19 protein-coding genes and 1 pseudogene are annotated in these 20,229 nt (G+C 35.5%); 8 read left to right on the top strand and 12 right to left on the bottom strand.

The window, feature by feature from the left end; genetic code table 11:
* Window positions 1-14: 14 nt before the first annotated feature.
* Both C7437_RS14770 and C7437_RS14765 read left to right on the top strand, forming a co-directional pair.
* A complete protein-coding gene (locus tag C7437_RS14770) occupies window positions 15-821 on the top strand; it encodes a HipA domain-containing protein (protein WP_111440736.1) in 807 nt (268 codons plus the stop codon).
* Entirely contained in the window at window positions 814-1,221 is a 408-nt protein-coding gene (locus C7437_RS14765; protein WP_111440734.1) for a hypothetical protein, read from the top strand. Before C7437_RS14770 ends, C7437_RS14765 begins: the two co-directional genes overlap by 8 nt.
* A gap of 620 nt (window positions 1,222-1,841) precedes the next feature.
* On the opposite strand, the gene cax is transcribed toward C7437_RS14765, so the two are convergent.
* Window positions 1,842-2,918, bottom strand: coding sequence for a calcium/proton exchanger (gene cax, locus C7437_RS14760; RefSeq protein WP_111440732.1), 1,077 nt, complete (start codon window positions 2,916-2,918; stop codon window positions 1,842-1,844).
* Between the two features lie 266 nt (window positions 2,919-3,184).
* On the opposite strand from cax, the pseudogene C7437_RS16805 reads away from it, so the two are divergent.
* Window positions 3,185-3,428 (top strand): annotated as a pseudogene (locus C7437_RS16805) (recombinase family protein); the annotation flags it as partial.
* A 158-nt stretch (window positions 3,429-3,586) separates the two neighbouring features.
* On the opposite strand, the gene C7437_RS14755 reads toward C7437_RS16805, so the two are convergent.
* From C7437_RS14755 to C7437_RS14735, 5 genes are all read right to left on the bottom strand, one after another.
* Window positions 3,587-4,240, bottom strand: coding sequence for a CoA transferase subunit B (locus C7437_RS14755; RefSeq protein ID WP_111440730.1), 654 nt, complete (start codon window positions 4,238-4,240; stop codon window positions 3,587-3,589).
* Window positions 4,241-4,244: 4 nt separating this feature from the next.
* Window positions 4,245-4,943 (bottom strand): CoA transferase subunit A, encoded by a 699-nt coding sequence (locus C7437_RS14750; protein WP_111440728.1) that lies wholly within the window; start codon window positions 4,941-4,943, stop codon window positions 4,245-4,247.
* Window positions 4,944-5,236: 293 nt separating this feature from the next.
* Window positions 5,237-5,656: an acyl-CoA thioesterase gene (locus tag C7437_RS14745; protein ID WP_111440754.1), complete on the bottom strand. Its 420-nt coding sequence runs from the start codon at window positions 5,654-5,656 to the stop codon at window positions 5,237-5,239.
* 61 nt (window positions 5,657-5,717) lie between these two features.
* Window positions 5,718-6,554, bottom strand: coding sequence for a beta-keto acid cleavage family enzyme (locus tag C7437_RS14740; RefSeq protein ID WP_111440726.1), 837 nt, complete (start codon window positions 6,552-6,554; stop codon window positions 5,718-5,720).
* Between the two features lie 103 nt (window positions 6,555-6,657).
* Window positions 6,658-7,998, bottom strand: coding sequence for an MFS transporter (locus C7437_RS14735; protein WP_111440724.1), 1,341 nt, complete (start codon window positions 7,996-7,998; stop codon window positions 6,658-6,660).
* A gap of 611 nt (window positions 7,999-8,609) precedes the next feature.
* Here C7437_RS14735 and C7437_RS14725 point away from each other — a divergent pair.
* The 4 genes from C7437_RS14725 to C7437_RS14710 all read left to right on the top strand — a co-directional run bounded on the left by C7437_RS14725 (window position 8,610) and on the right by C7437_RS14710 (window position 14,740).
* Window positions 8,610-9,425 carry an IclR family transcriptional regulator gene (locus C7437_RS14725; protein WP_111440720.1) on the top strand — a complete coding sequence of 272 codons (816 nt, stop codon included), beginning with the start codon at window positions 8,610-8,612 and terminating at the stop codon, window positions 9,423-9,425.
* Window positions 9,426-10,142, top strand: a complete 717-nt coding sequence (locus C7437_RS14720; RefSeq protein WP_111440718.1) for an IclR family transcriptional regulator — start codon at window positions 9,426-9,428, stop codon at window positions 10,140-10,142.
* Between the two features lie 1,010 nt (window positions 10,143-11,152).
* Window positions 11,153-12,331 carry a beta-ketoacyl synthase N-terminal-like domain-containing protein gene (locus tag C7437_RS14715; protein WP_170122386.1) on the top strand — a complete coding sequence of 393 codons (1,179 nt, stop codon included), beginning with the start codon at window positions 11,153-11,155 and terminating at the stop codon, window positions 12,329-12,331.
* Between the two features lie 12 nt (window positions 12,332-12,343).
* Entirely contained in the window at window positions 12,344-14,740 is a 2,397-nt protein-coding gene (locus C7437_RS14710) for an EAL domain-containing protein (RefSeq protein ID WP_111440714.1), read from the top strand.
* 721 nt (window positions 14,741-15,461) lie between these two features.
* On the opposite strand, the gene C7437_RS14705 is transcribed toward C7437_RS14710, so the two are convergent.
* The 5 genes from C7437_RS14705 to C7437_RS14680 form a co-directional block, all read right to left on the bottom strand.
* A complete protein-coding gene (locus C7437_RS14705) occupies window positions 15,462-15,773 on the bottom strand; it encodes a YiaA/YiaB family inner membrane protein (protein WP_111440712.1) in 312 nt (103 codons plus the stop codon).
* Window positions 15,774-15,807: 34 nt separating this feature from the next.
* Window positions 15,808-16,014 carry a hypothetical protein gene (locus C7437_RS14700; protein ID WP_111440710.1) on the bottom strand — a complete coding sequence of 69 codons (207 nt, stop codon included), beginning with the start codon at window positions 16,012-16,014 and terminating at the stop codon, window positions 15,808-15,810.
* Window positions 16,015-16,030: 16 nt separating this feature from the next.
* Window positions 16,031-16,270, bottom strand: coding sequence for a hypothetical protein (locus C7437_RS14695; RefSeq protein ID WP_111440708.1), 240 nt, complete (start codon window positions 16,268-16,270; stop codon window positions 16,031-16,033).
* A gap of 755 nt (window positions 16,271-17,025) precedes the next feature.
* On the bottom strand, window positions 17,026-17,550 hold the full coding sequence (locus C7437_RS14685; protein WP_111440704.1) for a DUF2812 domain-containing protein: 525 nt from the start codon (window positions 17,548-17,550) through the stop codon (window positions 17,026-17,028).
* Between the two features lies 1 nt (window position 17,551).
* Window positions 17,552-17,875 carry a PadR family transcriptional regulator gene (locus tag C7437_RS14680; RefSeq protein ID WP_245909306.1) on the bottom strand — a complete coding sequence of 108 codons (324 nt, stop codon included), beginning with the start codon at window positions 17,873-17,875 and terminating at the stop codon, window positions 17,552-17,554.
* A 342-nt stretch (window positions 17,876-18,217) separates the two neighbouring features.
* Between C7437_RS14680 and C7437_RS14675 the strand changes: the two genes are divergently transcribed.
* Entirely contained in the window at window positions 18,218-18,823 is a 606-nt protein-coding gene (locus tag C7437_RS14675; RefSeq protein ID WP_111440702.1) for a recombinase family protein, read from the top strand.
* 294 nt (window positions 18,824-19,117) lie between these two features.
* Here C7437_RS14675 and C7437_RS14670 read toward each other — a convergent pair whose 3' ends face one another.
* Window positions 19,118-19,789 carry a serine/threonine protein kinase gene (locus tag C7437_RS14670; RefSeq protein ID WP_111440700.1) on the bottom strand — a complete coding sequence of 224 codons (672 nt, stop codon included), beginning with the start codon at window positions 19,787-19,789 and terminating at the stop codon, window positions 19,118-19,120.
* Between the last annotated feature and the right edge of the window lie 440 nt (window positions 19,790-20,229).

Genomic DNA, 20,229 nt, shown 5'->3' with positions numbered 1-20,229 from the left:
ACGGATGTGATCACATGGAAATCATTCAAATCCCCCCCGATGCTACACGTATGATTAGTACCTCCAGTAAAGGGGATCAATCGAAATGGCGTGTTGGTGATAAATGGGTAAAACAAAATGCACGAGGTTACGAGGGGCAAGCAGAGACTTTAGCCTCCCTAGTACTTTCGTGTACAACACTCGTACCAGATGCATACGTTACCTACTATTCTTGTCTAATTGAATTAGCAGATGAAGAACGATCCACGGGGTGTTATTCTCATGATTTTAGAGGTAAGCTCCAGGAAGTCACACTCGAACGCCTATTTGAAGCAAACTTTACCTCAACAGATCTAATTCTTGATTACCAAAGCTTATCAACAGCGGATAAGTTTGAACAAGTAATGGCGCAAATAGCGCAATTTACAGGACTAGATGTACGACTAGACATTGCACGCCTATTGGCCTTTGATGCACTAATATTAAATGAAGATCGGCATACAAATAACATTTTATTCTTGTATAGCCCCACACAAAAGTCATGGCAGCTTGCTCCCATCTTTGACAATGGTCTGAGCTTTTTATCGGATCAAAAGGATTATCCACTTGGAAAACCACTGACAATCTTGAAACGAAAAGTGAAAGCAAAACCGTTTAATGCCAGCTTTTCAAAACAATTGGCACTCTATAAAGGACCGGCATTTATCAATAAAAAAGCTTTATTAGCAAAGTTGGATGATACTTCTCTTGACTTTGGTCGCGCTAAAGAAGTACTACTTTCCCAATTACGTGATCCTGTATTTGACCGTTTATTCATCGAAGGAGAGGACACTTATGATTGATTATATGAAATTTGACGTGATGTGGATGGATGATGTCATAGCATCAGTGGATTTAAAACCTGCAAATGGTGGTTCCCCTTATGTTATTAACTATATCGATGATTTCAATAAACAGTTCTCACCGAATATGGAGGGACATATTACACTGGAGGAATTAGAACGTTGGCTGAAATGGCGTACATTTCCACCAACGCGTGTAAATGCTGATCAGCTGCTAGAAAGTTTAGGGATGCAGGCATTTAATCGTTGGGGTATTGTCCGTAAAACCCATGGGGTAATGGCAGATGATGAAATTTGGTTACGCTTCAAGGAAGAACCGCTCACACACCGAGATGTTTGTTTACGTAAAGACCTTTATTACCCAGAAGATGACGCTTTTTCAGCTACATCTCACAGCTAGAAAAGAATGATTAGATGAAGTGGGAAGAAAATACCACTAAAAAAAGGAAGGAACGCTGGATTTAACGTTCCTTCCTTTTTTAAGTTCTTAGTTATATGTAATTGCCGCAATTGCAGCAGAAATTCCATCAACTATTCTATTTTACTTTTACTTATTGAAGTGTTTAATGCTAAAGTCACACGTACTTCCTATCGCTAAGAGTAATTTGTTTGGCGATAGGGTAGTACTTGTCAATTTAAGAAAACTGATGAAATTTGTATGCGGTATTACTTTCCGAGTCTAATAGTATCTTATGCATATAATAGCAAAAATAATACTTGATAAGTATTCGCAAAAATTATTACCCGATGCACTAGAGACATTCGTAATTCAGCAATCACTGAGCATGAAAGGATGTCCTTATGATAACGCCGTTGCTGAAGCGATGTTCAAGCTATTCAGAACAGAATAGTGGAAAAGCCTTATGTCCAAAGTAAATGGCACCGTGCTGCATATCTTGCATACATCCATCGCTCTTCGCATCGCATCCAGGTCACGACATATTCCCCCTAAGTAATGATATTTATCTATCGAACATTCTGTTAATATACTTCCTATCTTATCATTATTGTTCTGTAAAATTAAAGAAGATAAAAACCAATTCCCATAATCAAATATGCCGCAAACAGCATCAGCCCTTCAAACCAATTTGATTCACCATCACTGGAAACATTAATAACTAAAAGTACAGCAGTAACCATCGCGACAAGCTCTGGCCAAGTAAAAACGAGTGCCATCGACTGAGGCATGAACAAAGAAACAAGAACAAGTATTGGTGCTACAAACATGGCAACTTGTAGCGTAGAACCAACCGCAATCTCAACAGACACTTCCATTTTGTTTTTGACAGCCATCGTAATAGCGGAAACATGCTCCGCTGCATTCCCGACAATCGCTACGATAATGACACCTATAAACAACTCGCTCCATCCAAACTTCGCCCCGAGCATTTCAAATGTATGCACTAATTGCTCCGATACAAAAGCGACTACTACGGTTGCCAATAAAAGAATTGAAATCGATTTCCCTTTGGTCCATTCTGGTAGTTCTTTTTCTGTTTCCGGTTCGTCAGTAGACGAGAATACACCTCGATGCGTGACAAGTTTGAAAAGTAGCCCCGCAAGATACAAAGCGATTAAAATGATGGCAATTCCAATACTTAAGCTCAATGTTTTCTCGGAATTCATGGTCATTGAAAAAACTTCCGGAATGACAAATGCTACAATAACAGCAAAAATAAGTAATCCTGAATTGTATCTTGCACTGTGCACACTAAACTTTTGACGTTTAAACTTAATACCTCCAGCAAAAAACGATAATCCAAGTACAAGCAGCAAGTTACCAAGAACTGATCCAGTTAGCGATGCTAATACAATTCCAACCATCCCAGCCTTCAATGTGAATATGGAAATGATAAGTTCGACTGCATTGCCAAAAGTGGCGTTCAACAACCCCCCAACCCTTGGACCACTTACAATCGTTAGACTTTCTGTTGCTCTGCCTATATATCCCGAAAGCCCAATAATACTTGCACAGCAGAGAAAGAACATCATCATTTCTGACCAATTTAAATATGCTCCTATAAAAACTAAAGGAACACCTACAAAGACAAGAACAGCAAATAGCTTATTCACAAATAAGCACCTCCTCAACTTCATGCATTTCTAATTTATCTTTCCCTTACTTGAAAAGAAGAAACCCTTTTTCTTTCTCTTACAGAACTTATAAGTCAAGATAATCAACAGTCAAAGTGCTCAACATGCTGTCATTGCAGGAGTAATAACTACATTTGGCGATGCCCTTGCCACTACGGCAGCAGTCCTTGCAATAGAAAAAGCACGGCAAGAACAAGGTAATTCTGGAGATAATAAACATATGCAGAAACAGTAGGAGTGAAATGGAATGAGGCATCACTATGTTAATTGGATGTGTGAAAATTTATCATGATATGATGAATGTTTCAAAAAAACAACGATCTGGATTAGAAGAAGCGCTTCATTATGCTCGTCAAGGAGATACGATAGTTGTATGGTGATTAGATCGATTGGTAGAAACATACAAGACTTGATTGACCTAGTCAACACCTTGAATGACAAAGCTTTTAGTTTCACAGTCTTCAAGAGAATCTAACTATGAATAGAAGTAACGTTATCGGACAAGTTCTTTATTTTACTAATGAATGTTTTTGTATAAAAATAAAAGCCGATGACCCATTTTATAGGCTCACCGGCTTTTTCCATACAAAGATGACATAGCGTATGCTATTACCACTAGTAATCAACAGTTTAGAGTTTCAGTGTCCTCTATATCACCAGCTAAAATTCCATTAATCAGAATATTTCATTTGCAAGTTAGATATTTTAAATGAAGCTTCCGTTTTATTTTGAACTTCTTCTAAAGAAATACCTTCAGCTATTTCAATTAACTCCATACCTGTTTCCGTGAAATCAAAAACTGCAAGATCCGTTATTAGTCGGTGTACTACAGCTTTTCCGGTTAAAGGTAAGGTACATTGTTTTTTAACTTTTGATTCTCCATTTTTATTTACATGTTCCATGATAACAATTACTCTTTTTGCACCAGCGACAAGGTCCATTGCTCCACCCATTCCTTTAACCATCTTTCCAGGAATCATCCAGTTAGCAAGATCTCCATTTTCAGAGACTTCCATTCCTCCTAAAATAGCAAGGTCAATATGACCACCTCGAATCATTGCAAATGATTCAGCATTATCAAAGAAAGATGCCCCTTTAACAGCTGTTACCGTTTCCTTACCAGCATTAATTAAGTCCGCATCTACTTCGTCTTCGGTAGGATACGCCCCAATACCTAACAAACCGTTTTCTGATTGCAACATTACGTCATAATCTTCCGGAATTGCATTAGCTATTAAAGTCGGTATACCTATTCCAAGATTTACATACATCCCATCTTCTATTTCTTGCACCGCTCGTTTAATAATTTTTTGTCTAATATCCATCCGTTTACACTCCCTTCAACATACGACGTTCAATACGCTTATCGTAATTTTCACCAAGTAATACGCGCTGTACATAGATTCCAGGTGTATGTATTTGATCTGGATCTAATTCTCCTACCTCTACAATTTCTTCCACTTCTGCAATCGTAATTTTACCCGCTGTTGCTGCAAGTGGATTAAAGTTGCGCGCTGTTTTTCGGAATACAAGATTTCCAGACTTATCTGCTTTCCATGCTTTAACTAGTGCAAAGTCACCGACAATTGCTTGTTCTAATAAGTATGTTTTATCTTCAAATTGCTTCGATTCTTTTCCCTCTGCAATTGGTGTACCTACTCCTGTTGCTGTATAAAATCCAGGAATTCCAGCCCCACCAGCACGAATTCTCTCTGCTAAAGTTCCTTGTGGCGTAAGTTCAACCTCTAGCTCTCCACTTAAAAATTGTTGTTCAAATATTTTATTTTCACCTACATAAGAGGACACCATCTTTTTTATTTGCTTATTAGCTAAAAGAATTCCTAATCCCCAATCATCCGTTCCACAATTATTACTAACCACTTCTAAGCTTTTTGTTCCATTTTCCTTAATAGCACCAATTAATTTTTCAGGAATACCACAAAGTCCAAAACCACCTACAATTACTGTTGATCCATCTGCAATATCCGCAGTCGCCTCAGTAAAAGACGTCATTACTTTACTTTTCATATAGATACTCCATTCTGTTTTGTATTTATATTTAATTGCAAGAACATTTTTACAGTGATTTACTTATAAGTAAAATTCAGCGGGGGGTCATCCCCCGCTGAGTGACCAACATCCCACTTACGCTTCCTCGGTTCCCTAATCCTTGAAGTGGGAGTCTCACGACATACAGGACGTGGCCACTTTAATCGGCCTGCCCGTAAATGCGGGACAAAACTAGAGCTTTACTACATTCGACTATGTAGTAAAGCTCTATAAAGTTAAATACATACAAATCAAGTAAATCAACATATGCTTTAACCTTCTACTGTCTCCGCATTTCCAGGCATCATTTTTTCTCGTACCTGGTCTGGAATCGGATAAGCCTTTGGATTTTCTTTAAAGGATGTCCAAGCGCGAACTCCGTATCCTTCCGCGACCAGTTTTTCATCTTTGAAAAACTTATGGCTTATTTTGAACACTTTTTGTTTCATTTCCACGACTTCACTTTGAAGAATTACTTCATCCTCAAAGAATAACGGGCTCTTAAACTGGCAATTCGCCTCAAGTAATGGAGTAGCTGTTTGATGCTCCGTGAGTAGAAAAGTAGTGGAGAATCCGATGGCAGCTAAAAATTCATGTGTTGCTTCATCCATCCACTTATAAAAGTTAGGATAAAATACAATTCCTGCAGCATCCGTATCTCCCCATCTTACTTTAAACGAGTACTCTACGATCATTATTTCACACCTCCTCTATGCGGTTTAGCAATCATTTCATTAGTAAATGTTCTTCAAATCAAACTTTTTCAGTAGCCTTTACTTTTAAGCCGATTATTTCTCTCGCTTCGTTTGGAGTTGCTACTTCTCGTCCAAGTGTTTTCGCTAACTCAACGATTCTCTTAACAAATTGAGCATTCGATGTCGCTAGTTCACCTTTGTTGAAATAGACAGCATCTTCCATCCCTACACGAACATGGCCTCCAAGTAAAATGGTCATCGTGTTAATCATTAACTGGTCTTTACTCGCACCAATCGCTGACCAATTTGCACCTTCTGGAATACTATTTTTCATAAACATTAGGTTTTCAGGTGTAGCAGGTATCCCACCCTGTGCTCCTAATACAAATTGGAAAAAGAAAGGTGGTTTGATTAGTCCTTGTTTAGCAATACGTAGCGCATTAGCAATCATCCCAACATCAAACACTTCAAGCTCTGGTTTCACGTCATGTTCTAACATTTTTTCTGCTAATTGCTCTAGCATCTCATGTGTATGGATAAAGACATTCGGTCCAATATTGAACGATCCTGCATCGTAGGAAGCAATCTCAGGTTGTAACGCAACAACTGGGAATCGTTTTGTTACATCATTTAGTTCTCCCCCAGCAGTTGTATAGTTGATAATAATATCGCAGTCTTTTTCTTCTAGTAATCTTCTTACTTCTTGATACTTTTCTAAATCTAACGTCGGAATTCCTTCTTCGTCACGAACGTGAATATGTGCAATAGCTGCACCTGCTTGCCATGATTCATAAATAGAATCTGCAATTTCTTGTGGAGTAGTTGGTAAGTATGGCGTATGATCCTTCGTTGCAAAATCCCCTGTTGTCGCTACTGTGATTATTAATTTTTCCATTATAAATTCCCACCTTTATATGATTTTGAAAACCTGTCCCATCTCATGAAATTATTCATGAGGATATCTTAAATGTTTTTGGCTATTCGTCCAATATTACTAATTAACCGATTTTTTCTATATTCACATTTTGATTAACCGTCGTTATTTCAATATTATCATTTCTGCTTTCACCACTTAATCCAGTTTGTTTAAACGTTAGTAGGATCACACAAGCAAGAATAGCTAGAGCAGCAATTAAGAACATCCCGTTGGAAATGGCTAACTGCCCGAAAATCATCGGCCCAATAAAGCCTCCTAAACTTGCGAATGCATTAACCATTGCAATGCCGGCTGGTGCTGTAGTTTCCGTGAAAAATAGGGTCATAAAGGAGAAAAAGGCACCACAAAAGCCATATAATCCAATCGCGGCAAATGTAATTGCTACAATCAATGTCGTTGTACTATTGGCAAATCCACACGCGATAAAACCTGCTGCTGCAATGAGGAAGCTTACTATCAAATGATTCTTATGCTCATTTCTTTTATCCGAACTCCATCCGAAAAACAAGATCGCTGGGATCCCGACTATTGCCGGTATAATTGTTAACCAGCCAATTTCCATATTACTTGAACCCGTGGAAAATGATTTAATAATGCTTGGAAGGAAAAAACTAAGACCATACATAGCTGAATAATTAGCAAAATAAATAAGAGCTAGTTTCCATACCTTTGAGTCTTTAACCATCGCTAATTTAGATGCTTTATTTACAACAAGGCTTTGTTGTCTTTCTTTATCGAGCTCATTTTCAAGCCAATTTTTTTCTTCATCTGTTAACCATTTAGCATCTCTTGGACGGTTTTTTAAGTAAAACAACGCGATAACACCTAATATAACTGCTGGAATTCCTTCCAGAATAAACAGCCATCTCCAACCAGCAATTCCACTCCAGGCAATGTTATCCATAATCCAGGTCGATAATGGAGCACCTATAATTGTACCAATTGGTAAAGCTAATATAAGAGATGAGGAAGCACGCCCTCTTTCTTTACTTCTAAACCAATAAGTAAAGTATAGAATAATACCTGGAAAAAACCCTGCTTCAGCAATTCCGAGTAAAAAACGAGCAGCATACAAATGTGTAGCTGACTGTACAAATCCTGTACCTATAGTTATGATTCCCCATGTAATCATAATTCGAGCAATCCAAACCTTTGCTCCCACCTTATGCATAATCATATTACTCGGTACTTCAAATAAGAAATATCCAATAAAGAATATACCTGACAATAGACCAAAAACTTCAGCAGTTAACGCAAGATCCGCATTCATTTCCAAAGCAGCAAAGCCTAGATTCACACGGTCTAGATACGCAATTACATAACATAAAAAGGTAAACGGTAATATACGTAGCATTGTTTTTCTAATTGTTGTACTTTCAATGGATTGTTTGATTGATGTCATACTATAAAATCTCCCCTTTTAAACATTCATAATAATTTGCTACATCTTCAATAACGATTGTTATATCAAAAAATTTACTATATTGGACAGACAACTCTTTATTTCAAGTGTTACTATCCCCTGTCCGCTTCTCCTACAATATATGAGATAAAACTTTACAATCATCTCTGTCTACACATAGCAATCGCTCCAGAATGTAAGCGCTGACATTTTTTCCGCAATATGATAGAACATTTATTATCATTTCGACTAATCCCATAATTGAAAAACTTAATTTCCCCGCTTCTTCCCTGTCAACTTGCACTTTCCCATTGTAATTCCAAAACACTCAACCCCTTTTTGAATTTTCTGTTTTTACCTAGGCTTCATAATATCACACTGTTTTGTCATATATAAATGCTATTATTCTGTTATATGACATCTTTTTATAATTTCAATAAAATCTGATTTCTTTGTATAAAAAGTGATCTATTTAATTCAAATAGAATGATCCCACATTATTGATACATTTTTTTCTGAAGTGAAATTTATCGACGTATAACAATCCCATCCATATTGTAGTAAAATCGTTAATATTAACTTGTTCACTAAAATAGTAAGGAGGAATAGTTATGGATGAAAAATACATTCTACATACAGTGAAAAATGTAGATGAAAAATACGTCATACATACAGTTAAAAATGCGATGCAACTATTACAACTTTTCACCGACAACTCTCCAGAATGGAGCTTAACTGAACTAGCAAAAGAAAAGTCATTAAATATAAGTCATACGCAAAGGTTAATCAATACGTTAACAGCCTATGGTTATTTAGAAAAGCATCCTATTTCTAAAAAATATCGACTAGGTTTAGCAATTGTTCGATTATCCGGTGTACTGACGACAACTATGGAAATTTATAAGGAGGCACGACCTGTCTTATTAGAATTGTTGGAAAAGTACAATGAAAACATTCATATAGGGATATTAGAAGAAACAAATGTCTTATATCTGGATAAGCTCGATAGTTTGTTTTCTACTCGGTTGGCATCACATATTGGAAAACGAAATCCTGCCTATTGTACAGGGTGTGGCAAAGTATTATTAGCATATAAGTCAGCACCAAGACAACAAGAATTATTAAGAAAAATACATGATAATGGCTTTGAACAATTTGGCTCCAAAACTGTTCAAACAATCGAAGAATTAAAAAAAGATTTAGACATAATCATAAAAAAAGGATATTCAGTGAGTACCGATGAATTATCAGATGGTCTTACGAGTATCGCTGCCCCTATATTAGACTTTTCTGAAAGTGTAATTGCAGCTATCTCCATAACAGGGCCTAGTAATAAAGTAACTACACTAAATCACATAAATGATTTGGTTACATATAGTAAAATAATTTCCGAAAAACTTGGATATATAAAAAGAAGTGGAAGGTAGATGAATATGCAAAAAGAAAATTATTCATCGTTAGAAAATGCACTTCGACTAATGAATATTTTCACTGTTGAAAAACCTGAATATAAACTAAACGAATTAGCTGAAAAATTATCTATTGCACCGAGCACAGTACATCGCTTATTAACAACATTGCGTTCAGAAGGATTTGTTGTAAAAGACTCTCTTTCTAATAAATATCGGTTAGGTATTTCCCTTCGTGTATTAGAGTCTGTAGTCATTAAAAACACGGTCCTATTTCACCTATCACAAGACATCCTTGAACAAATTGTCTTACGCACAAATTTATCATCATCGCTAGCTATTATATTTCAAGAATCTACTTTTTATCTAAATGCGATTGAAGTAGATAATCATCTCTTCAGTAAATTTTCTTATATTGGAAAACAATGTTCTTTTCTTAGCACTAGTGCAGGAAAAGTATTGTTATTAAGTAAAAGGGATACTGACATTTCGGTATTTGTTCAAGAACAATCCACGGTTTCGAAACTACGCTCTCAATTACAAACAAATGGGTATATTGAAAGTCACGATGATAACCGACTTGGAATTTCATCTATCGCTGTGCCAGTAAAAAACAAACAAAATGAAACAATTGCTGCACTGGAAATAATCGGTACAAAAAAACAAGTACAAGCAAATATCCGGATAATTGAAGAAGCTGGTATTAATCTTTCAAATAAAATAAAGAATCAATAAAACACCCGTCCACCTGTTAAAAAACAGCTAAAAAAACCGAAAGTTCCAACAAAAAAACACCCTCCAATTAAGGAAGGTGTTATGCTTTAAAGCTTATTAGATCAACATTTTAAAGGTAATCCGCGTTTGTCGTACTTTATAAGAAAGTTCATTATAACATCTGAGATATGGAAACTTTTTAAGAAGTCACTTTTACTGGCGCAAGTCCTGATATATCATTCGATTTCATCGTACTGAAAGTAAATGTCTCATTTACCAGTTAAAATCGCAAATGTTTTTCCTTTGTGATCCGTAAAAAAGCAGTTGCTGCTGGTGACAGTAGTGTGTTTTTCAAATAGCTAATAACCATCTGATTTTTAAATACAGGATTCCCTAGTGTAAAGAGATTTGCTTCTGTTTGAATTTTATCTCGTTCTATAACACATTCCGGAATAATCGTTAAGCCCACTCCATTACTAGATAGTCTACTGAGGAGTTTAAAGAAGAGTATACACCGTGGAAATTAGATGAGATTCCAGCCGTGAGTGCAGCTCATACGTGAAGGAACATGATAAACTAAGGAAGATAAACGGGCAATGTTTTATGCTTCAAATCCAATCTAATCTAATCTCTTTGTTATTAAATTTTTCATGACTTACAAATACAATTGAAAAATAAATAATAAACAAATCGGATGTATACTAGAACCACTAAAACAAGGTTAAGAAAGCTTATATCTTCAACAAAATAGTGATGGACTTAATTGGCGATTTGGCGATTGAACTATGGTTTGAAAGTATCAAGTGCTTTAATGGTCTCTGCACTTATTCTGAGAATGAAGGCTATTTCTTTTTCCCTTTATCAAAGAAAGGAATTGATAGCAAAAATAACGTAATTCCTGCTTGTGAATCTTATAATGCATTAGGCATCTATATATGAACTACTTTAACAGGTCTTAAGGCTCATTAACATAGACTTCCCCTTATTATGTCTATATAATAAAATAAAGTCGAATTTTGTAGGTGATGTTTTTGGACGATATCGTAATTACAGGGTATGGCATTAAAGCTCCTGGTGTTTATGATAAAATTAGTTTTTTAAATGTATTAGATAAAGGTATCTGTACACAGAGCATTTTGAAAAATGATAATCAGCCTCACACTAATATCGTTGCGGGTTTGATAGAGGATAATTTCCTAGAGATAAATGGAAAAAATTATAAACGATATCCGCGTTTTGTAAGAATGGCGATTGCTGCTGCAATGGATGCATCTATAATGTCGAATTTAGATTATTTTAAGCCACACCGTATTGCTGTAATTATAGGAACAGCCGCTGGCGCAATTCTTGAAATTGAACAATACTCTACTGATTTTTTTGATTTTAAAAAAACCCCAATTCAGGGGGTTTCATTCGCTGATTCACACACAGTCTCAGGTTCTGTTGCTGAAGCGATTGGTTCTAGTGGGCCTGCCTTCACATTAACAACTGGATGTACTGCAAGTCTAGATGCAATATCGATTGGGAAACTCCTACTTGAGAATGGTAGTATAGATGCTTGCATAGTGGGAGGAACAGATTCCCCTTTAGGCCAATGGACAATCAATGGCTTTAAAAAAGTAAGATCTCTATCAAATGAGATCTCTATCGATAAAGCTGGAGTCCCATTTTCAAAAAAGCATCGTGGCTTTGTTTTATCCGAAGGTGCTGGATTAATCGTTTTAGAGCGTAGACAATCAGCACAGGCACGTGCTCAGAAGATATACGGAAAAATTGAACGTGTCATTTCAAGAAATGAAGGGCAAAAACTATTAAGTTCTGATATAACTGGTAGACATATGCTCGAAGTGTTTCAAGAAGCCGTTGGAAATACTAAACCAAGCTATGTGAACAGTCAGGCACTTGGTATAGAAACAAACGATCAGATAGAACGATTTATCCTTATGGAAACTTTTGGTTTGGACGTTCCAATCACTTCAATAAAAGGAATGATTGGACATACATTTGGTGCAATGGGAGCAATGCAAATCATTTCATCCCTGCTGTCAATGGAATACGGGTTTATCCCTCCTACGATTAAAACAAAAGGGAATGGATTTGAAGACGTACCGATTGTTTATGAAACAAGGTATCAAGCTGTAGAATCCGTATGCATAACTACTCATGGTAGTAGTGGGAATAACGCTTGTCTATTACTGACACATACATAGGAGGCACATTACATGTTTGTTATTTTTCTAATTTTGTTATCTTTTATTCCCATATGTGTTGGAATTACGCTATTAGTTTTATTTGAAAAAAATAAACTATCAAAAATTATTTTTCTATTTCTTCTAATGATATCATTCTGGCAATTAGATGTTGCATTTTTGTATTCTTATAATCTATTTAAAGAAGAGACCATCAAGTTCTTTTTCAAACTCTTTCGATTTGGCTCTATTATGATAACGCCAACGATTTTCTATATAGGGTATACAATTGTTCAAGAAATATTGCCAAATGATTTAAAAATGAAGTGGCGGTTTTTTGTAAATCGAACTACTGTCCTATTATCCTATGGGTTGGCCTTTCTTGTTTACATAAGCGGATGGAGTCATAAAGGGGTCAGTGGATTAGAACTAATGCAAATTGGTTCTAATATATTTTACTTTCCTGTTTATGGAGAGCTATCGTGGATTTTTAATTCCAATGTTATTCTTTTTATAGTTAGCATGACTATCTGTTTGTTGATTAGTCTAAATGTACAAAATAAGAGTATACGATCATTTTTAGTTTATTTTAGTGTCTTTTCGTCAATTGGATTTGCAATAGGCACCTTAAATATGGTTCCATGGACAAGATTGTACCCAAGTTCGATTGCATTGCTAGTCTATGCTCTTTCCATATTAATCCTTTCGAGCCGAATGCATCTTGATATAGTAAATAACATGAATAAGAAGCTATCTGAGCAAAAGAAATTTCTATTCCAAGTCATTGATTTAAACCCAAACTACATATATGCTCAAGATGAAAATGGCCGTTATACACTTATGAATCAGTCATATGCTCAGTTAATGGGATGGGACATTCAAGATATGGTTGAGAAAACTGACTATGACATACAAAAAGACAAGTTTGTAGAGAAAAAGACCACCAATCAAGAGAATGATTTATTAAAGTTACCAGAAAAACTCTTCATTAGAGAGGAATCCATTACATCCGCATCGGGAGAAGTAATTTGGTTACAGACTGTCAAAGTACCTATCAATATAAATGATCGCTCAGGGCTACTTGCTGTATCAACAGACATTACGGAACGAAAGCAATATGAAGATGAAATCAAGTTCCAAGCCAATCATGATGCCTTAACAGGGTTACCGAATCGAAGAATGTTCAATGAGGACTTAACTAACCTTCTAGAAAAAGCTAAAGCCGAGGCAAGTCAGAATGCAATTATGTTTATCGATTTAGACCGATTTAAATACATCAATGATACACTCGGACATGATGTCGGTGATCTCTTATTAATAGAAGTATCAAGACGTATTGAAAACTTACTAAAGGAAAGACATAATTGTGCAGAGGTTTATCGTCTCGGTGGAGATGAATTCACCATTTTACTTCCACATTATAACGCGAAAAATAGCGAAGCTTTTGCTAAAGATTTATTAGGAAATTTTAGAAACAGCTTTTTAGTCGATGGTAGTGATTACTTCATTACACCAAGTATTGGAATTAGCATCTTTCCAAATGATGGGGATGACGTTAATACATTAATAAAAAATGCAGATACCGCAATGTACTATGTGAAAGAAAGAGGAAAAAATAACTTTCAATTGTTTACATCAGAAATGCATCAAGAATTTTACAGGAAAATGATGATTGAAAAACAATTACGAACAGCACTAGATAATGAAGAGTTTGAACTTTATTATCAGCCTATTATGGATCTGAAAACAAATGAAATCGTAGGGATGGAATCTCTTATACGCTGGAATAACGAAACACTTGGACAAGTTACACCGGATGAATTTATTTCAATTGCGGAAGAGACAGGAATGATTATTCCAATAGGTCACTGGGTACTAAATACAGCACTTGAACAAAATACTCGTTGGAAAAAAGAAGGATATAAGTCATTAAAAGTAAACATTAATGTATCTGTGAGGCAGTTACTCGATCCAACTTTTTTTGAGAAGGTGAAAAACGCTATTGAAAACACTGCACTTGATGTGACCTATATTGTGCTAGAGATTACTGAGAGTATTGCGATGTATGGAGAAGCGATGATTGAAAAGTTAGATGCATTAAAAGAACTTGGTATAAGTCTATCAATGGATGACTTTGGAACAGGGTACTCATCGCTCAGCTATCTGAATAAATATCCACTTGATTCATTGAAAATAGATAAATCATTTGTTATTGGAATGAATCGAGACGATGGGAACAAAGCTATAGTAAAAACTATAATAGCAATTGCAAAAGAACTTGATTTGAAAGTCATCGCTGAAGGTGTAGAAGGCCAAGAAGAATATCATTTCTTAGATGGGATTGGCTGTGATTACGCTCAAGGCTATTACTTCAGCCGCCCACTCCCTGCAATCGATTTTAAAGAAAAATGGCTTACCGCGGGTGACTAACGATTCGTTAGTGTAAAATTCGCTTTCTGAAATAATCAAACTTTATTACAAAAAGCTCCATACAATTATGAAAAACAGCCCCTTTTTGACCAATCTTTGTTCAAAGTTGGGGCTATGATTTTCTATTAAAATCAGCATTTTTAACTGGGTTTATTGAACCTCCCAAGACTAAAGTCACGAGTGTGCGGCCACAAGTTAATCAATACAAAATTACGCCATCTTTTTGGATTCTCGCCAAACTTTTGTGGATTTACAACGAAAAAGTAATATGCAAAGTTTTATGAAATAACTGGGATTGTACAGCATTGCTCACAATGCTTCTAAACCATATTGTAGTCATTGACTTTCATCATTTCACTCCTCATAACCTTTAAAGAATAATTCTTTATTATGTTGCACTAAACTGCGACGTTAGTTCAATAAGAAATAGGCTTCACTACTTCTTGAAGTAAAGCACCCGTTACTTGAATAAGAGTTATTTCTTCTTTCTTGTTTGAATATATTTTTCCGTCAATAATCCCGCATTAAACACCGATAAAATCATGATGAAGAAAAATAGTACCCGAACGGTTGAATCCCTCTTATCAATAATAAACTCAATACTAGAAAAATTAACATTATTGAGTTGTTTAAATACAAAACAAGTAAATTAAACTCTTTTGTATTAACTACACCTTATAACCTAAGCATAAAATAAGAGTGCCACTTGGACACCCTAAGTTTAAATGACTTCTTTATCTTGACGATTTGGTTTATTTCTCATTTCGCTTTCCTTTACCTTCATGTTGAATTCACGCTCTTGTTCCTCAATAATGTCGTTATCCTCTGAATTATCTCGGATTACTTTTTGTGTTAATATTGCTCCAACTGCTACTAACATCATTACTGCAATGTAGTAACCTTTTTCGTTGAGTTCTAAATTATCAGCGTTATATAACCCGATTGAAAAGAGGATTACCCCTGCTGCGAATGTAAAATAAGACAGAACTGTAAATGCAGGGGTGTTACGTCTACGGTGTCTTCGTTCAGACATGTTTATCACCTCCTTAAAGTCGATTGGTGGTATACTAATTTTCACCCAAAATTAGGGCTTCTTCGTTCGGACGAATTGTTGCCAAAAATTCGTGCTCATCAACGTAACCTAATAACCCTTTTTGCATTAGTACCATAGGGTCTTCTTTAATACGCTCTAGTAAGTCTTCTGTTCTATCTTCTTCGTTACCTAAGTGTTGTACGTTGAAAACCTCGAATTTTAAGTTTGTATCAATTTCCAAATTAGCGGGGAAGAATTCATTTAAAAGGTCTGTTTCCGTTGCAGTAGCTAAAGATACATACCCCTCTACCGCTTTTTGCTATATCAACATTAGCTTCCACAGGTCCTTTATCTAAAACCTTACTTAATATATCGGAAGAAACATAATTTGAAAAACTCTTTGCCAAGAACTCTTTTCTATCTACTTTTATTCCTGGAAGCTTTAATACATTACTCATAATAATTTCAAATGAACCCGAATCGTTTTTGTTAGTCACTACAAACTATACCTTGTTTACAACAAAATAATCTAATCTAATCTCTATCATTTTACCAGTAATTACTTATAATAAATATTTCATTTATGCTTGGACGCAAAACAAACTTTCCTTGATGAAATTGTATTAATAAAGATAAAGACAAGGACATTCTAATTTTCTTCCTAGTAAAGCTTGATCCTCCCTACATTTACGATGTAGGGAGGATCAAGAGATTGATTGAAATTATTTCTTTTGGACAAGCGGTTGGTGTCACTTTAGGCGATAATTTGCACTGATTTTAAGTGCTATTTTTCACATCCAACTTTACAGTATTCAATGTAAAGTTATCCATTTTTTTGTTTCTTTAAAGTCTATTTAAACACATTCATTTTTATAGTAAATAAACCTGTTGTATTTTGCAATACACACCAAGAAAGGAATAAAAGAAGGAAACAACGTTTCTTTAAAGGTAGAAAGAAAGATTGTTTTATTTGACTTGCGAACTGATATTCATCAAGTATTTAAGCTGCAATCTGTTATTCAGGACAAACACATTTACATTTTAATTGAAGAAGCTTTAAGTTTATTCATTAAACCAATTCGTAAAAGTAAACTTTTATAAAAAAAAAGGGAGAGTGGATGCTAATCAAAGCGCATCTTCTCTCCCTTTGTATTTAAACAGCTTCTGATAACGTCTGATATGTAAATCGGATAATCTTTTAATTGTGAAAATACAATAACCAATGACAAAAATACGGTTCTAAACACATAATCTATTTATCATAAAGCGCCTGTTCTTTCTTTAACTCTTTAATTTTTCGTAGATACGAAATAAATATTGGTGTGAAGAGAATAAAGATGAAAAAACCTACGAAGGATAAATACATATTAAATTGCGATAGAGTAGCATTAAACAATGCGATGAAAAGATTCGCTCCTCCAACCGTACCGAGCAAATAAGCAACTCTCTTGTAGTGATCAACTTTAGATTCGAAATCTGAATAAATTTCAAATGGTCCATCTGTTGCTTTTTTTCGGAAAAATGCCCAGTTATTGTAGGTATCCACACACTCAATTCCGTAGTCTCCCATAGTGAGCAAGTAATCCCGGACTTGTTCGCTTTTCGGCTCTCCCTTCAATAATTCGAGGCGGTAGATATATTCGCCGGGAGGTCCTTCCTCAAACGTATAGCGACCAAATTTAAAGCTGATAACATTCAAACCCTTGGCAGCCATTTTATTCAGCCATTGCTCTTCTTTTTCAAAATTGATGAAAAGTCTCCATTTTTTGATCGCCACCCTACTCACCCCTTGTTATGGAATTACCATTTTTTACCAATTCCTGCAACCGATCAATTTCGTTCTGCACAACTTTCCTTCCGGCAAGTGTTATTTCATATTCCTTTTTCCGGCTGTCAGCTTCTGTTTCAAGGGCTTGAATCCATCCTCTTTCCAACATCGTCTTGATCGCTCCATATAAAGTTCCCGGTCCTAAACTCAACCGTCCATTGCTGATTTCCTTGGTAAACTGCATAACCCCATATCCATGCATCGGTGTATGAAGAGCCAGCAAGATATAATAAACGGCTTCAGTTAAAGGTTGGTGTTCATTGCTCTCTGCCAACGTTCATCTCTCCTTCCTAAACATATCAGTCCACGTTATATCGCAACCCGATATAAGATGTTTATAGTATATCAGCACCCGATATACTTGTCAATTTCCGCATGAAGTTTTTCAATTAAAAAATAGCCTATTGGACTGCTATTTTCAGAATCTCAAATACTTTATCAAGTTAACCGTTCGTAAAATTACACTTTTACGAACTGCTTTAAATTACTCATATTTAATCGTTTCTATAGTCCGTTAAACTATAAATTAACTTTATGAACGTTCACGTTTTCTTACATACTTTTGCGAACTCTTTTGGTAGAATAATAGAAAGAAATCCAAATGAGGAGTAATAAAATGGATAATAAAAAATTTGGTTACATACGAGTCAGCAGCAAAGATCAAAATGAAGGACGACAGTTAGAGGCCATGAAAAAATTGGGTCTAAGTGAACGAGACATCTTCATGGATAAACAAAGTGGGAAAGATTTCGAAAGAGCACAATATCAATTGCTAAAACGAATCATTCGAAAAAATGATGTACTTTATATTCACTCACTTGATCGGTTTGGTAGGAACAAAGAAGAAATTTTGAACGAATGGAATGATATTACTAAAAACATTCAGGCAGATATTGTTGTGATGGATATGCCATTACTCGATACGACCCAATATAAGGACAGCTTAGGGACATTCATTGCGGATCTTGTCTTACAAATTCTTTCATGGATGGCTGAAGAAGAACGCGATCGAATACGAAAACGGCAGCGTGAAGGAATTGATGTGGCTTTGCAAAATGGCACAGTTTTTGGACGTCCAAAGGTTACGGTCACTGAGGAGTTTAAAGAAGCGTATGCTAGCTGGAAATCGGGAGAGATTACGGCAGTGAAAGCAATGCAAGAAATTGGTGTGAAAAAGACGACTTTTTATAAGTTAGTCAGGGAGTATGAAGAATCATTATAGTTATAACAAAATAATAGAAGAAATTCATTTCACGTATTTCTTCTCACCATGAGAAGGAACTAATAGGTGTAATACCGAGAAGTTTCATATCAAACATTTTATCATAATTGAGCCTTTATGTTAGGAGGACCATCACTACCTTTCTCAAGTAGAAAGGTAGTGATGGTCCTTTTATTTTTAGACTAATTTCAACATTTACTTCGGATACTTCGTGCTTCGAGTCTTTAACAAACGCTACCCGTGAGTTCAATAAGCTGAATTCTTGTACAAATATTTTGAATAGAGCTAGTTCACCTATTTTTTATACAGAAGTTTTAAAATAGTTTTTGTAAACTCCTCGTAAGAAGAATTTCCCCCCCGCTGGTTATACCACTTTCGAATAGTTTCTACTAACCAAAACGGAACAGAATTTCCATCTATTAAATGATAGTATTGCTCATATCCTTTTTTTAGATGCTCCCACCGAAAATCATTACCTGGCAGTGTGTATTCAGAGACATCAATTATTTTTGCTCTTCCGTTTTGTAGTAAAATATTTTTCAAATGGATATCACGTGGGTTAAGACCCTTACTCCGAACATATTCTCTTGCATCTTCCACTTCATTTACAACACTTTCTGGAATGTGAATACCTTGTAGAATGCAGTCAAAGAGAGTTTTTCCTTCCTCGTAACTTAAAACGAGGTATTCGTCGTATGAAGCAAAACATGTTGAAAAGAAGGGGGAATCTCCTAATATATGATAAACATTTGCTTCAACTTTTACTTTGTTTACTTTGTCCTTGGCATATAATTTAAATGCATAAGCTGGGGCGGAAAGAGATTGAAAAACGGCCGCATCTGTCCCGACACCTATACACTTCAAATCATCCGCATCACCACTTATGGTTACAGGCTCGTTATTTGGATTTGAAAAAACTTTAATTTTGGAAAAAGAACCAATAGCTTTGTCCCAGTCGTTTTCCATATAATCTCTCCCTTCATTGGCGTTGAAGAAAACTACATTATCCAATTACTTTATTAGGGATTCTATATCGCTCTTAACAAAATTCGGATTATTTTTTATATGACTTCACTACCGTTTTTTAAGTTTATCACCAAATTGCTTGTTCGACTAACGCAGTTGCTTGAGTTCAATAAAAAAAGCTTTACAACTACTTGAACTCAAGCACCATTTAGTAAAAATAACGATCCTCCAACATTATTGGATAAAATTCATTTAATTTTCTAGTAAACGCTTCTTTTAATTCTTATCTTATTGAATCCTGATGCTATGTCCGTCATGTATATATTGCTTCCTATTAATTCTCAATTAGCGAAACATTATGTCAAAAGTATGCATATATTTTCAGAAAACGAGTGAATTCTTTCCCAAAGCAGGACGTATCACTGTATGCTTTTTAGTTG

This window comes from Psychrobacillus insolitus (assembly GCF_003254155.1).
Classification (GTDB): Bacteria; Bacillota; Bacilli; order Bacillales_A; family Planococcaceae; genus Psychrobacillus; species Psychrobacillus insolitus.
This window is presented reverse-complemented; position numbering and strand designations above follow the sequence as displayed.